Annotated in this window: 13 protein-coding genes; 5 read left to right on the top strand and 8 right to left on the bottom strand. The window is 29.8% G+C overall.

What is annotated here, in order from left to right:
* Positions 1-129: 129 nt before the first annotated feature.
* Entirely contained in the window at positions 130-1,137 is a 1,008-nt protein-coding gene (gene recA / locus BLW23_RS14490) for a recombinase RecA (RefSeq protein ID WP_093671064.1), read from the bottom strand.
* 454 nt (positions 1,138-1,591) lie between these two features.
* On the opposite strand from recA, the gene BLW23_RS14485 reads away from it, so the two are divergent.
* Positions 1,592-2,449 carry an N-acetylglucosamine kinase gene (locus BLW23_RS14485; RefSeq protein ID WP_093671062.1) on the top strand — a complete coding sequence of 286 codons (858 nt, stop codon included), beginning with the start codon at positions 1,592-1,594 and terminating at the stop codon, positions 2,447-2,449.
* A gap of 34 nt (positions 2,450-2,483) precedes the next feature.
* Here the strand turns inward: BLW23_RS14485 and BLW23_RS14480 are convergent, their stop codons facing one another.
* The 3 genes from BLW23_RS14480 to BLW23_RS14470 form a co-directional block, all read right to left on the bottom strand.
* Positions 2,484-2,924 (bottom strand): GNAT family N-acetyltransferase, encoded by a 441-nt coding sequence (locus tag BLW23_RS14480; RefSeq protein WP_093671060.1) that lies wholly within the window; start codon positions 2,922-2,924, stop codon positions 2,484-2,486.
* Positions 2,924-3,358: a ribose 5-phosphate isomerase B gene (gene rpiB / locus BLW23_RS14475; protein ID WP_093671058.1), complete on the bottom strand. Its 435-nt coding sequence runs from the start codon at positions 3,356-3,358 to the stop codon at positions 2,924-2,926. The genes BLW23_RS14480 and rpiB overlap by 1 nt, the downstream gene beginning before the upstream one ends.
* A gap of 985 nt (positions 3,359-4,343) precedes the next feature.
* Positions 4,344-5,264 carry a diacylglycerol/lipid kinase family protein gene (locus BLW23_RS14470; protein WP_093671056.1) on the bottom strand — a complete coding sequence of 307 codons (921 nt, stop codon included), beginning with the start codon at positions 5,262-5,264 and terminating at the stop codon, positions 4,344-4,346.
* Positions 5,265-5,379: 115 nt separating this feature from the next.
* Here BLW23_RS14470 and rnr point away from each other — a divergent pair, with 115 nt between their 5' ends.
* The 3 genes from rnr to BLW23_RS14455 all read left to right on the top strand — a co-directional run bounded on the left by rnr (position 5,380) and on the right by BLW23_RS14455 (position 8,604).
* Positions 5,380-7,575 carry a ribonuclease R gene (rnr, locus tag BLW23_RS14465; RefSeq protein WP_093671053.1) on the top strand — a complete coding sequence of 732 codons (2,196 nt, stop codon included), beginning with the start codon at positions 5,380-5,382 and terminating at the stop codon, positions 7,573-7,575.
* A 121-nt stretch (positions 7,576-7,696) separates the two neighbouring features.
* Entirely contained in the window at positions 7,697-8,374 is a 678-nt protein-coding gene (locus BLW23_RS14460) for a head GIN domain-containing protein (protein ID WP_093671051.1), read from the top strand.
* Positions 8,375-8,406: 32 nt separating this feature from the next.
* Positions 8,407-8,604, top strand: a complete 198-nt coding sequence (locus tag BLW23_RS14455) for a twin-arginine translocase TatA/TatE family subunit (RefSeq protein WP_093671049.1) — start codon at positions 8,407-8,409, stop codon at positions 8,602-8,604.
* Between the two features lie 222 nt (positions 8,605-8,826).
* Here BLW23_RS14455 and BLW23_RS14450 read toward each other — a convergent pair whose 3' ends face one another.
* From BLW23_RS14450 to BLW23_RS14440, 3 genes are all read right to left on the bottom strand, one after another.
* Entirely contained in the window at positions 8,827-10,083 is a 1,257-nt protein-coding gene (locus tag BLW23_RS14450; protein WP_093668298.1) for a transposase, read from the bottom strand.
* 223 nt (positions 10,084-10,306) lie between these two features.
* Positions 10,307-10,624: a heavy metal-binding domain-containing protein gene (locus BLW23_RS14445; RefSeq protein ID WP_093671047.1), complete on the bottom strand. Its 318-nt coding sequence runs from the start codon at positions 10,622-10,624 to the stop codon at positions 10,307-10,309.
* 59 nt (positions 10,625-10,683) lie between these two features.
* Entirely contained in the window at positions 10,684-11,613 is a 930-nt protein-coding gene (locus BLW23_RS14440) for an SPFH domain-containing protein (RefSeq protein ID WP_093671045.1), read from the bottom strand.
* A gap of 123 nt (positions 11,614-11,736) precedes the next feature.
* Here BLW23_RS14440 and BLW23_RS14435 point away from each other — a divergent pair, with 123 nt between their 5' ends.
* The gene (locus BLW23_RS14435; protein ID WP_093671043.1) at positions 11,737-12,132 is read left to right on the top strand and encodes a DoxX family protein; all 396 of its coding nucleotides are present in this window, start codon (positions 11,737-11,739) and stop codon (positions 12,130-12,132) included.
* 146 nt (positions 12,133-12,278) lie between these two features.
* On the opposite strand, the gene BLW23_RS14430 is transcribed toward BLW23_RS14435, so the two are convergent.
* Complete coding sequence (locus BLW23_RS14430; RefSeq protein WP_255362804.1) at positions 12,279-13,136, bottom strand: class I SAM-dependent methyltransferase; 858 nt, start codon at positions 13,134-13,136, stop codon at positions 12,279-12,281.
* Positions 13,137-13,680: the final 544 nt, after the last annotated feature.

Genomic DNA, 13,680 nt, shown 5'->3' with positions numbered 1-13,680 from the left:
TATAAGCTGCTTTTTGTAGTAATAGTTGAAACTTTTAATTTAAATATAATACCAATTAAACATTAAAATAATATATATGAATTAATATTAAGTAATACATTATTTCAAAAATTCGATTGATATAAGTTGTTATTCCTGATTTTCAATTGCTTCTATAATTTTATTCTCAAGTTCCTCCATTAATTCAGGATTATCTTTAATAATACCCTTTACAGCATCTCTACCCTGACCTAATTTAGTATCACCATAACTAAACCAAGAACCGCTTTTCTTAATAATTCCGTAGTCTACACCAATGTCTAATACTTCACCGACTTTCGAAATTCCTACACCATACATAATGTCAAATTCTGCTTGTTGGAACGGTGGTGCTACTTTATTTTTCACAACTTTAACTTTGGTACTGTTACCAACTACTCTATCACCATCTTTAATTTGTGTACGTCTTCTAATATCTAAACGAACAGATGCGTAAAATTTTAAAGCGTTACCTCCAGTGGTTGTTTCTGGATTCCCAAACATTACTCCAATTTTTTCACGTAACTGATTAATAAACATAACAGTACAATTTGTTTTACTAATTGTTGCTGTTAATTTACGTAATGCTTGAGACATTAAACGTGCATGAAGACCCATTTTAGAATCTCCCATTTCACCTTCAATCTCCGATTTTGGAGTTAATGCCGCTACTGAATCAATAACAACAATATCAATAGCCCCAGAACGAATTAAGTTATCTGCAATTTCAAGAGCTTGCTCTCCATGATCTGGTTGTGAAATAATCAAATTATCAACATCAACACCTAAATTCTCCGCATAAAAACGATCAAAAGCATGTTCAGCATCAATAAAAGCAGCAATACCTCCACTCTTTTGAGCCTCAGCAATTGCATGTATTGTTAAGGTAGTTTTACCCGAAGATTCTGGACCGTAAATTTCAATAATCCTTCCTCTTGGATATCCACCAACACCTAAAGCCAAATCTAATCCTAATGATCCTGATGAAATTGCATCTATATCTTCAATTTGACTATCACCTAATTTCATTACTGTACCTTTCCCATAGGTTTTATCTAACTTATCTAGGGTAAGTTGAAGCGCTTTTAATTTCGCTTCTTTTTCTTTATCTGCTGCCATAAAATCTGCTAAAAACTTTTAAATAAAAATAAGAGATGCTAAGTTATAAAAAACTTACTATTATTTGTTCAAAATATTTTGGTAGTTTTTCACTTTTAAAAAAAATACAAATACACTTCTTAAAATATATTAATTTTAAAAGTTACCAGAAGTCTACTTGGTAAAAAATCACCTCATTTATTTTCTAAAATTAACATTATTGATACTATTCACACGAATAAATTCGGTTTCCTAACTAAAACTCCCCCTCCATTTCAATAAAAAATGAAATAAAAAACGTTTTCGTAAGTTGATTATCGGTTATACTTACTAAAAACTAAGTTATTTGTAAACATATTTTTATATTTGAAATCTTTGTATGCTTTTTATGTAAATCATATAAAGAGATTTCAAAATAATTAACAAATTATTAGAAATTAATTTCAATTATTTAAAACCTATTAAACTGTAAATAATGATTTTAGTAGCAGATGGAGGCTCAACTAAAGTTGATTGGGTAGCCATAGATAACGATAAAAATGAAATATTCAGAACGAGTACTTTAGGACTAAATCCTAATGTTGTTTCTTCTTTAGAATTACAATCTCGATTAGAAAGCTCTTCTGAATTAAAACAATATAAAGATTCAATTTCAGAAATTTACTTTTATGGTGCTGGACTTGGAACCTCTTCTCCAATAAAAATTTTAACGGAAATTTTCGAGAGTTTTTTTAAAAACACGAAAAAAATTACTGTTGAAGAAGATATTTTAGGAGCTGTATATGCCTCTGCAAAAAATGAAAAAGCTATTGTTTGTATTTTGGGAACAGGTGCCAACAGTTGCTATTATGATGGTGAAACTGTTGAATGTATAGCGCCTTCACTAGGATATATTATTATGGATGAAGCTAGTGGTAATTACTTTGGTAAACGTTTGGTAAGAGATTATTTTTACAAAAAAATGCCAGACGATATCGCTACTGTTTTTAATGATGAGTTTGATTTAACTCCTGATGTTATTAAATTTAATTTATATAAAGTAGATAATCCAAATAAGTATTTAGCTTCCTTTGCTAAATTCATGTTTAATCACCAGGAAAATGCATATATCAGAAAGTTAGTGATGAATGGTTTTAAAAAGTTTTTCCTATTTCATGTATTAAACTATAACAAAAGTAAAGACACTCCTATATATTTTATAGGGTCTATAGCTTATTATTTTGGTGATTTATTGAGAGAAGAAGCAGAAAAAAATGACGTTCAAATTACCGGAATTATAGCAAAACCAATTGACAATTTAATAGAATATCATAAAGAAATACTAGTTTCTTAAACGAAAAAAGCTTCCTAAAATTAGGAAGCTTTTTTTATTTTTTTTGCATTCGAACATGCGGTATACCATCCTCTAAGTATTCTTCACCAAAAGCAACAAAACCATGAGAAGTATAAAATTTCAACAAATAAGTTTGTGCTGATATTGTAATTTCTTTAGTTTTATAATAGTTATGAACAGCTTCAATAGAAGCTTTAATTAAATCATGTCCATATCCATATTTTCTCTGTGATTCAGAAACAACAACTCTACCTATACTTGGTGTATCAAAATACTGTTTACTATCAAATAAGCGTGTATAAGCAAGAATTTTACCTTCTTTAGTTCCAATTACATGCAACGCTTTTTGATCTTTCCCATCAATATCCTGATATACACAATCTTGCTCTACTACAAAAACCTCTGAACGAAGTTGTAGTATTCCGTATAATTCAGATGTTGTTAATTGAGAAAATGTTTTGACTACAAAATTCATTAAAGACTACAAGCTATTTTATTTACTCTATTTTCATGACGACCACCTTCAAATTCAGTTGTCAAAAATACCTTTACAAAGCCTAGTGCTTGCTGTAATGATACAAAACGTGCTGGAATCGTTAAAATGTTCGCATTATTATGTTGACGGGTTAATTCAACCAATTCATTATTCCAACATAAAGCAGCTCTAACTCCTTGATGCTTATTCGCAGTCATTTGAGCTCCATTTCCACTTCCACATAATATTATTCCCATTTCTGCTTGTCCAGTTTCAACAGCTTCTGCAGTTGGATGAATAGCATCAGGATAATCCATACTATTGCTATCATTGGTACCAAAATTGATAACTTTATGGCCTTGCTCTTCCAAATATTTTACGATTTCAAACTTATAATCGGTACCTGCATGGTCATTACCAATTGCTATTGTCATAATTTATTGATTTTAATTCAGTTGTGAGGTACAAAAATAGGGTTATTAACGGTTATCAACAGTAATTAACAATGCTTTTTTTTCAACTCTTAATAATCCTCTTGTTTTAAAGTGTTTATCCTATATTACGTAAATGTTAAGAACTAGTAGTATAATTTAAAAAGTAATTTTGTTATTCTCCTTTTTTTTTACAATACAAGATCTATATTGAATTGAGCAACTTTTTTTTTAAGTTTTTAATGAACATTTATCAACAAATAATTTACAATTTATTTACAACGTATTTTCAATTTTTATTCCATAAAACAGAGTGAACTTCTGTTTATAAGTATTGTTAATAACTCTAATATACTCTTAATTTTAAACCATTTAATAACTAACAACTTGTTAATCGTTTTTAATAAATGAGAAAAACAATTATACATTCACTTTTTTACTCTACATATTCACATACTATTATAACCATTATTTCTTTTTTTAAATTTTAAAAATTCTTTAGTATAATAATATTAAGTGTTAATAACATTGAATTTTGGAATACTAATGTCTTCATTGTAAATTTACGCTGCTTATTTGTTAAACAAGTAAAATACCTTTTACAAAGTATTAATATTTATAAAGTGTGTGTTGAAATCTGTTGTAAGCGTGAAAAGAACCGATTTACTTCATAGCTCTTGATGTTTGAGATTGATATTATTTCAAACGAGTAAGTATCGGTTCTATTGATTAGTTAAATTAAATAAAGTACTAGAAACTTTTCTTTGTTAGGTGAACGCTGTCTTTATGCTGTATATGTTTCTGTGTAACCGTTTTTTTTAGTGTAACATTGATACTAACGATAGTCACAACAATACCTGTTATAAAGATAAGTAGGAATAATGCTATTATTTTTCGTAAGTTTTTCATTGTAGTGGGTTATATAATAAAGACGATATATTTTAAGAAACGTTACATTTTTATTAAGATTTTTTTAACGTATTGATTTTTAAGAAGATTCGTTAATTACAAATTGAATAGCGTTTTTGTGAATTGAAACTTTAACTTCTCCTGTACCAACAATTTCACCATCGGCTTCTATATAGCTATTTATTTCAGTAGATTTCGGAGTTATTAACAATGCAGTAGTTTTATAGGTTTTTACCTTTACATGATGTATTATAGAGCCGTTGTATAGTTTTTTTATATTTTTAATTAAGTCGTATAAATTCAGGTTCTTAGCAATGGTAATATCCAATAATCCTTTTGATGTAGCCGTGTAATTCGTTAATTTCATTCCACCACCAGAATATTGACAAATACCAAATAAAACCATTAAACACTTTTCTTTTAGGGTTTCATTGTTAATGACGATGTCATAATTGTTTTTCTTATAACACAACATGCCCGATATACCACTAAGTAAATATGCTATAGATCCTAAAAGTTTTAATCTGTTAAGTTTATTAACAACATAACCGTCGTAACCAATTCCAGCAACGTTATTAAAATAACGTGACGTGTTTTTTAGTTCTAGATATCCTATATCCTGGTGGGTAGTATTCAATTTTTTTAGGAGTTCTACTGCTTTTTGTATATTTTTACTAATATTATAAGTTTTAACCCAGTCGTTTCCAGTACCTAAAGGAATGACACCTACTACAATTTTATGGGAAGAAATGATGTTTTGCGTCATAATTCCATTAACAATATAATGAAGTGTACCGTCACCTCCAACCGAAACAAAATGTGTGTACCCTTGTTTTACAGCTATATGTACTAATTCAATTTCATGTTTATGATGGGTGGTTATTTTAAAAGTATATTTAATATTATAATGTTCAAATTGGTACTTAATTTTGGTTTTTAATGACTTTAATTTTTTGTTGCCAGCATTAGGGTTTGCTATAACATACCATTTGTTTGCCATGTTGTATATTTCAAGTTGAAATAGTAAAGTACGAAAAACATTTCATAACGAATTTTTAATAGTTTATACAATAAATTTATTTGTATTTTGCTAAAAATTATAAGAAGTTAGATTAATGACTAGAAAGAAAAAAATACCAAAGAAAAAAGGAAGAGTAATTAAAGATCTTGGACGCAGAATATTAAAGATTCTTAATAAAGATAGCAACAAGCACTACAACTATAAACAAATTGCTTCACAATTAGAAATAAACGATTCAGAAGGAAAAAATATAATTATTAAAAAACTTACTGAGTTAGCTACTACCCAGAAGATTATTGAAATTGAACGTGGAAAGTATCAAATAAATGAAGATAGAAAATATCATATAGGTAAGTTAGATGCAACTTCAAATGGTAATGCTTATTTTATGTGTGATGATTTTGAAGAAGATATATTTGTACCATCAGTAAATCTAGGACATGCTTTACATGACGATCTTGTTAGAGCTTATGTTTATAAAAAACGAAGAAGTAATAAAATAGAGGCTGATGTTGTTGAAGTTATTGAACGTGCAAAACAGGAGTTTGTAGGAGTTTTACAAATGAGTAAAAACTTTGGTTTTGTATTACCAGATAACAATAAAATGTATGCCGATATTTTTATTCCGAAAAGTAAAATTAATGGCGCAAGTCATGGAGATAAGGTGTTAGCAAAACTTACCGATTGGCCAGAGAATTCTAAAAACCCTTTTGGTAAAATAACACAAGTTTTAGGAAAACCTGGTGAGCATGATACAGAAATACATTCTATTTTGTTGGAATATGGTTTACCACATGATTTTCCGAGTGAAATTGAAGAGGAAGCTAAAGAAATTCCAATTGAAATAACTAAAGAAGAAATTTTGAAAAGGAGAGATATGAGAGGGGATTTAACCTTTACTATTGATCCTAAAGATGCAAAAGATTTTGATGATGCTTTATCCTTTACTAAGTTAGATAATGGTAATTACGAAATAGGAATTCATATTGCGGATGTTTCACATTATGTTCAACCAAAAACAAAACTAGATGATGAAGCTTATGATAGAGCAACTTCTGTTTATTTGGTGGATCGCGTGGTTCCTATGCTACCGGAAATGCTATCTAATGGTGTTTGTTCATTAAGACCTAACGAAGAGAAACTAACCTTTTCAGCTGTATTTGAGATAAATCAAAAAGCCGAAATAGTGAATACATGGTTTGGTCGTACCGTAACGTATTCTGATAAGCGTTTTGCTTATGAAGAAGCTCAAGTAATTATCGAAACAAAAGGAAATGTTATACCAAAAGAAATTTCTTTAACAGGAGAATCATATGTGGTTGATGATGCTATTGTTGACGCTACATTAAAACTGGATGAATTAGCTAAAATTCTTCGAAAAAAGAGAATGAAGGAAGGTGCTATTTCATTTGATAAAGTAGAAGTTAAGTTTCATCTTGATGAAAAAGCGAATCCAATAGGTGTGTTCTTTAAAGAAGCGAAGGATGCTAATAAGTTAATTGAAGAGTTTATGTTATTGGCCAATAGGAAGGTAGCAGAATTCATTGGATTTACGAAAGGAAAAGCGACTAACAAAACATTTATCTACCGTGTTCATGACGAGCCGGACACTGAAAAATTGGCATCATTGCAGAATATTATTAGTAAATTCGGGTATAAGATTAACACCGAATCCAGAGAAAAAACATCTCAAAGTTTGAATAAATTATTGAGTGATGTGCATGGAAAAGGTGAAGCTAATATGGTAGAAACGTTAGCAATAAGATCAATGAGTAAAGCTGAATATACAACGCAAAATATTGGTCATTATGGATTAGCATTCGATTATTATTCTCATTTTACTTCTCCAATACGTAGATATCCTGATGTCATGACACATCGACTTCTCCAACATTATTTAGATGCTGGAAGTACGCCAAAGGCTGAAATTTATGAAGAACGTTGTAAACACTCTTCAAAAATGGAGGAATTAGCGTCAAAAGCTGAGCGTGATTCTATTAAATATATGCAAGTTAAATATATGCAAGATCATCAAAATGAAGAATTTGATGGTGTTGTTTCTGGAGTAACAGAATGGGGAATATACGTTGAGATTGTCTCTAATAAATGTGAAGGTATGGTGAGAATTAAAGATATAAAAGATGATTATTATATTTTTGATGAGAAACAATATGCTGTTGTTGGACAGGCTACCAAGAATATGATTCAATTGGGAGATGAAGTTGTAGTTAAAGTAAAACACACTGATTTAGAACGAAAACACCTCGATTTCGAGTTAATTACGCGTTAAACTTAATAACTGTAACAATAAAATGTGATTATTGTCTTTATAGTAATGGTATGATTATTGACTGTTATTGTAATGTACAAGCATTTATATATAGTTATATAATTGTTGAAATATAATTAAAATGAAAAGATTTATTTTTTTAAGTATGTTTTTAGCGGTGGCGCTAGTTTCTGCTCAAAACAAAATAACAAAAGATTTAGGTAGCTTTAAAGTGCTGAAGGTTTATAACGGAATTGATATAGAATTAATTAAATCCGATAAAAATAGAGCTGTTGTAACTGGAGCTAAATCTAACAAAGTAAAGTTCAAATCAGAGAATGATAAATTAAAGATCGTATTGTCCTTTCCAGAAACAACTGCTGAGGGGAAAGCTAAGGTATCTTTGTACTATGTAAATGATATACATATTGTGGATGCAAACGAGGGAGCTGTTGTTACTTCTAAGAGCTTAAAACAACAATCTGTTGAAATAAAAGCTCAAGAAGGAGCTTTTATCAATATGGTTGTTGATGTAAAGCATTTAAAGGTTAAGAGTACTTCTGGTTCTGTAATTAAGTTATCAGGTAATGCTAAAAATCAAACAGTGAATGTTGATTTGGGTGCTAACTATCATGGTTATAAACTTCAAGTAGCAGCAATGAACATTGTTAGAGCTGGATCGGGAGCAAAAGCAGAAGTTCAATCAGGTGAAACGCTGGATGCAAAAGTATCATTTGGAGGATCAATTTTTTACAAAGGGAAACCAGAGGTGTTAAAAGATAAAAAAGTAATTGGTGGAGTAATTGAACCAAGAACTTAATTTTGTATCTTTGTCAATAAATTTAGTTTAAAATGAATTCACTTACTATATTTTTAGGATTTGTAGGACCTTGGCAGATTGCTATTGTTGTTGCCTTAGTTTTATTAATGTTCGGAGGTAGAAAGATACCTGAGTTAATGAGAGGATTAGGAACTGGTATAAAAGAGTTCAAAGATGCTACGAAAACTGAAACTGACGGAGAAGAGCAATTGAAAGATAAAGAATCATAAGTTGTTACAACAGATATAAATAGAAAGCCGAATCATTTGATTCGGCTTTTTTTAGGCACTTTCAGAAAACAGTCTATTTTTTAAAATACATTGAAAATAGAGGATAAAATTATATAAATTCTATCCTCTATTTCTGTTTAAAAGAGGTTTTATTGATTGAATCTCCTAAAAACGTACCTACAAGACGTAGCTCTCCCATGAAAAAAATACTAAGATTTTATTTTAGGCTATTTGTTGGTCTGTTTGAGCTATTTTTCTTCGACCAATTTCTAATGCATTTCCTGTGTGTATACCAAAGAATATCCATAGAATTTCATTCTTTTTTGTTTTGGCTTTTATTTTCCGTAGGTGATAATGTTCTTTATCCTTACCAAAAGAGCCTTCTAATCTTGTTGCTCTTTCTTTAGCAATGATAGCCCTAAGTTGCTTTTTCTCTTTATGATTTTTAGGTTTTCTACCCTTGGGGATAAAGTCTGTCTGTATGGTTTTTGAGCTACTATATGTTCTGTTTTTATTGGTAGCATAAATTTTATCTCCACCGGCTACTTTTACCTTTTTTCGAGTTAACCCTTGCGCTTTTTGAACTGTTTGTATAAAACGGTTTCCTTCGTGAAACGCATTAAAATTAATATGTTCTATAAAGCTAATTCCATCAATTTGAACTTTGTTAACTTTTGCTCCAAACTCAACAGGCTTTACTTCTTTTCCGCGAACAATAGGACGGATATAATCCTTATGAATACTTACAATTCTATCTTTGATTTTTTCTCCTGTATCAAAATGATCTTTTTGTTGTTTGTAAATTCTTTGGATTGTGTCGATTCGCTTATAATACAAGGGCTTAAACTCGATATTGTAGGCCTTGGATAATTCCTTTTCAAAATCGATAAACTTACTTAATAGCTTCAGTAAAGCTCGGGTTAATGAAGTACGTTTAGACTTGGTTTTTCTTCGCATTTTACTAAATCCTTGGTAACGTTTTTTCCACTTGTTATATCTACTTCTGATCATCTTAGTTCCTAAGATGGAGCAAGTTTTACGTAATTGATTGTACAACCAGTGAACAGATTCCCAAAGTAATTTCTGGATGGTAGGATAACGAACTTCACTTTCGTAACAAGTAGCATCCATTACGATTTGGTCGGTACTATCAATATGATTTTTCCAAGAATTAAAAAGAACTTTTTCTACTAAATTAATATCTAGTTTCTCTGCTAATTCACAACGTATTTGACTTATTATTTTATAGTTTGTTAAACGTTCAAAACCTAATTCTATATCGCAGAAAAATTGATAGTCTAAATTTGAGTTGAGTTGTTCAATCATTTTCCTATCCGAACAATTGGCATAATGCTTTAAAAACATCAAGCCAAGTCTTCCTTTAGGGCTAAAAAGATAGTTACGCCCTTTTTTTTGTTCAGTAATATTTAAAGTAGTAACCAAGTCATCCCAATCAATAGCAGAATAGATTTTGCCCAAATCTCCCTCTAAAAAACGTGTGTAATGAGCATCATAATTCTCACTGAGGGGAAAAAATTGAAATGCGGTGTTGCATTTCAGAAATTCTTCGTATTTTCATAATTACACAAATGGAAACCCCGTTTTTTACCTTTTTTGGTGATTTTCGGGGTTTATTATGAATATAAGATACAACAAAACCCTCGTAAAAACAAGGGTTTAGCTATTTTATGACAGTGCCTTTTTATATTCTCACAGCAGTACCTGAGGCGGTAACCATTAGCATTCCGCCATTAGGACCTACAGTTTCGTAGTCTAAATCAATTCCTATAATTGCATTTGCACCAGTATGTTCAGCACGTTGTTGCATTTCACTCATAGCAATATCCTTAGCTTCTCTAAGGACTTTTTCATAAGAGCCTGACCTTCCTCCTACGATATCTCTAATACCGGCAAAAAAATCCTTTATAAAATTGGCTCCGATGATGGTTTCACCTGTTACAATTCCTAAATATTCTTGCACTGGTTTTCCTTCTATAGTATTTGTTGTAGTAATTAACATATATTAAATAGTATTTAAATTATAAAAAAAGCGCTGTTTCAACAGCGCTTTATAAAATATTATTCTTCTTTGTCTTTCCTCTTTTTGGCTTCCTTCATAGCTTCTCCTATTTGATTACTTGCTGAGAAACTTGCAACCATATTGTTTAACATATCGCTACCTGCTTGTGGAGAATTAGGTAATAAAATAAGATTACTGTTATTATCTGCACCAATTGCTTGTAAAGTATCATAATGTTGTGTAACAACTATCAAAGCGGAAGCTTCCTGGCTGTTGATACCAACTTTATTTAGAACTTCAACAGATTCTTCTAAACCTCTAGCAATCTCTCTTCTTTGATCAGCAATCCCCTGCCCTTGTAATCTCTTACTTTCTGCTTCAGCTTTGGCTTTTTCAACGATTAATATACGTTGAGCATCACCTTCATATTGCGCTGCAACTTTTTCACGTTCCGAGGCATTAATTCTGTTCATTGCTTCTTTTACCTGGGCATCTGGATCAATATCTGTAACTAGAGTTTTAATAATATCGTATCCGTATTCTATCATTGCATTGTTTAATTCTGATTTTACAGCAATAGCAATATCATCTTTGTTAACAAAAACGTCATCTAAACGCATTTTAGGTACCTCTGCACGTACAACATCAAATACGTATGAAGTAATTTGATCATGAGGATAATCTAGCTTGTAAAAGGCGTCATATACCTTTTCTCTAATAACTTTGTATTGTACTGACACTTTTAGTTTCACAAAAACATCATCTAAAGTCTTAGTTTCAACAATAACATCTAATTGTTGAATTTTTAAACTTAGTTTTCCGGCAATTTTATCAACCAATGGAATTTTAAACTGAAGTCCCGATTGTCTGATACTTTGAAATTTTCCAAATCTTTCAATAATAGCTGCGGTTTGTTGTTTTACAACGAAGAAAGATGAAAGAAGAACAATTATTCCAAGGAATAATACTGGATATAGATATACTGGCATAATAAAAAGATTTTAAGTTGATTGAATTTTTTTAAAGATACGTTTTCTTTACTATAGGACGTATTTTTTATAAAATGTTACAGTTCTTTTTCATAAAAGTTATATTTGCTAAAAATCACTAATATGGAACTTATAAAATCAAATGCTACAGAAATCTTAGTTTTATTATTCTTAGTAGTAACTTTTTTACAATCGGGTGTTGATAAAGTAACGGATTGGAATGGTAACCTTTCTTTTATCAAAGATCATTTTAAAAACTCTCCTTTAAAAAATGTTGTACCATTATTGTTAGCTATAATTCTTGTTGTTGAATTATTGGCGGGCGCATTTATGTTTATTGGAATATTTAATTTAGCAACTACAGGTGCAAAAGAATTAGCTTTATTAGGAGTTCAATTATCGGCGTTAACTTTAATATTTTTATTAATAGGCCAACGGTTGGCAAAAGACTATGCCGGTGCGATGACCTTAGCAGTTTATTTTGTAATTGCTGTTTTTGGTATGTTTTTATTAAAATAAATTTTATTTATTTTTAATTAATAAGGTATCAATTATTCTTATTGTAAAACCTCTTAAAATATACGTTTTAAGAGGTTTTATTTTTTTACTAAGGTGTTTGTATGTTTTTATATTTTAAATACTTTAAAAATATATTAAAATTAGTTTTATTGTTTTTTTATTAGAAAAATAAGTGATGAATAGTTGTTTTCCGTTTTAGCTTTAAGATTCGACTTTAAACCTATGTAGAAAGCTTTAAACGGATTCATTTTACCAGTCTTATACTTTTCACTTAAGAGTGAAACATAAAATGAATCAAATTTCATTGGTAGTATTTTAGAAACTTTCATATGATGAAAGTTGAATATTTTATGAATGGATTTTTTAGAAAAGTGCCATACATGTCTCGGAACGTCATAGGCCGCCCAATATTGCTTATAATAATTTGCGTCGTAGCTTTTGTAATTTGGAACAGCAATAATTAGAGTACCATTTTCTGTTAGTAGTTTTTTAATATCCTTTATGTATTCATGAATATTTGTTACATGTTCTAATACATGCCATAGAGATATAACATCATATTTTTTACCAGAAAGTTGTTCTATGGATTCGTTTAAATGTGTACCATTTTTTTTTGCAATGGCTCTAGCGTCCTCGGAAGGTTCGACTCCGTTAACGGTCCATCCATTTTGATGACAAACATTTATAAAATGTCCTGTACCAGCACCTATGTCTAATAATGTTTTGTTTTTGGAGTTAAAGCTATTAATAAGTTTTAGTTTCTTGTTTAAAGAATACTTCTTAACGATTTGGTATATTTTGTCAATTAGAGATTTCTTGCTATCTGTATGTGAAATGTAATTATCACTTTTGTAATAGTTATGTAAATCCTTTGGTAGCGGTGATGTTACTAACATATCTAATTGCTCATTGTACATCACTTCATAACTTTCATTTGAAACGGTATAATCAATGCAATTGAGATAAGGTGTTAGATTTTTGTAAAGATCTTTTTCCTCGTTCAATGTACTTAAATTGTGTTGTTAGTCTTACTTGTAATACATTACAATATTACGTAAAAATGTTATATGTTCCACATGGAACATTATTATAAGTTTTGTAAAAGTTGATTGGGCTATTGGTTTATATATTTTTTTCAACTATTTGTAATAGCATGTTGTAAATTTTCTTGTCTCGATGTGTGTGTTTTTGTTCTTTATCGAATACTTGTAAATGTAAATCAATAGACTTGAATAATCAGTTTATTTGAATTTACTTTATGGTTATAGTAACCTTTGGTTAATAATCATTATAACTCTACTCCTACCGTTTTTTGTTTTAGTTAATAATTACTAGAATGTTTGGGTTTTATTTTCAATGCTAGCTTATTATTGCTTGTGTTCCATGTGGAACAGTTTGCGTTTAGATGTACTTCTATTTTATTTACTTCACTTATCTCATAATGTATTAAGTCGTTCGAAGTTTTGTTCTATATGAATATTTGTTTACGCAGGAATTGAATTATTAATGTGTTGTATTTATTTTATGTTTATTATGAACAATTCTTGT

Origin of the sequence: Tenacibaculum sp. MAR_2009_124, from assembly GCF_900105455.1 — a bacterium.
Taxonomy (GTDB): Bacteria; Bacteroidota; Bacteroidia; order Flavobacteriales; family Flavobacteriaceae; genus Polaribacter.
This window is presented reverse-complemented; position numbering and strand designations above follow the sequence as displayed.

Excerpts from the sequence above, each read along its gene's own strand:
- BLW23_RS14440 (WP_093671045.1), bottom strand. The coding sequence starts at position 11,613 with ATGCCAGTATATCTATATCCAGTATTATTCCTTGGAATAATTGTTCTT.
- BLW23_RS14470 (WP_093671056.1), bottom strand. The coding sequence starts at position 5,264 with ATGGCAAACAAATGGTATGTTATAGCAAACCCTAATGCTGGCAACAAA.
- BLW23_RS14460 (WP_093671051.1), top strand. The coding sequence starts at position 7,697 with ATGAAAAGATTTATTTTTTTAAGTATGTTTTTAGCGGTGGCGCTAGTT.
- BLW23_RS14480 (WP_093671060.1), bottom strand. The coding sequence starts at position 2,924 with ATGAATTTTGTAGTCAAAACATTTTCTCAATTAACAACATCTGAATTA.
- BLW23_RS14445 (WP_093671047.1), bottom strand. The coding sequence starts at position 10,624 with ATGTTAATTACTACAACAAATACTATAGAAGGAAAACCAGTGCAAGAA.
- BLW23_RS14435 (WP_093671043.1), top strand. The coding sequence starts at position 11,737 with ATGGAACTTATAAAATCAAATGCTACAGAAATCTTAGTTTTATTATTC.
- BLW23_RS14455 (WP_093671049.1), top strand. The coding sequence starts at position 8,407 with ATGAATTCACTTACTATATTTTTAGGATTTGTAGGACCTTGGCAGATT.
- BLW23_RS14485 (WP_093671062.1), top strand. The coding sequence starts at position 1,592 with ATGATTTTAGTAGCAGATGGAGGCTCAACTAAAGTTGATTGGGTAGCC.
- recA (WP_093671064.1), bottom strand. The coding sequence starts at position 1,137 with ATGGCAGCAGATAAAGAAAAAGAAGCGAAATTAAAAGCGCTTCAACTT.
- rpiB (WP_093671058.1), bottom strand. The coding sequence starts at position 3,358 with ATGACAATAGCAATTGGTAATGACCATGCAGGTACCGATTATAAGTTT.
- rnr (WP_093671053.1), top strand. The coding sequence starts at position 5,380 with ATGACTAGAAAGAAAAAAATACCAAAGAAAAAAGGAAGAGTAATTAAA.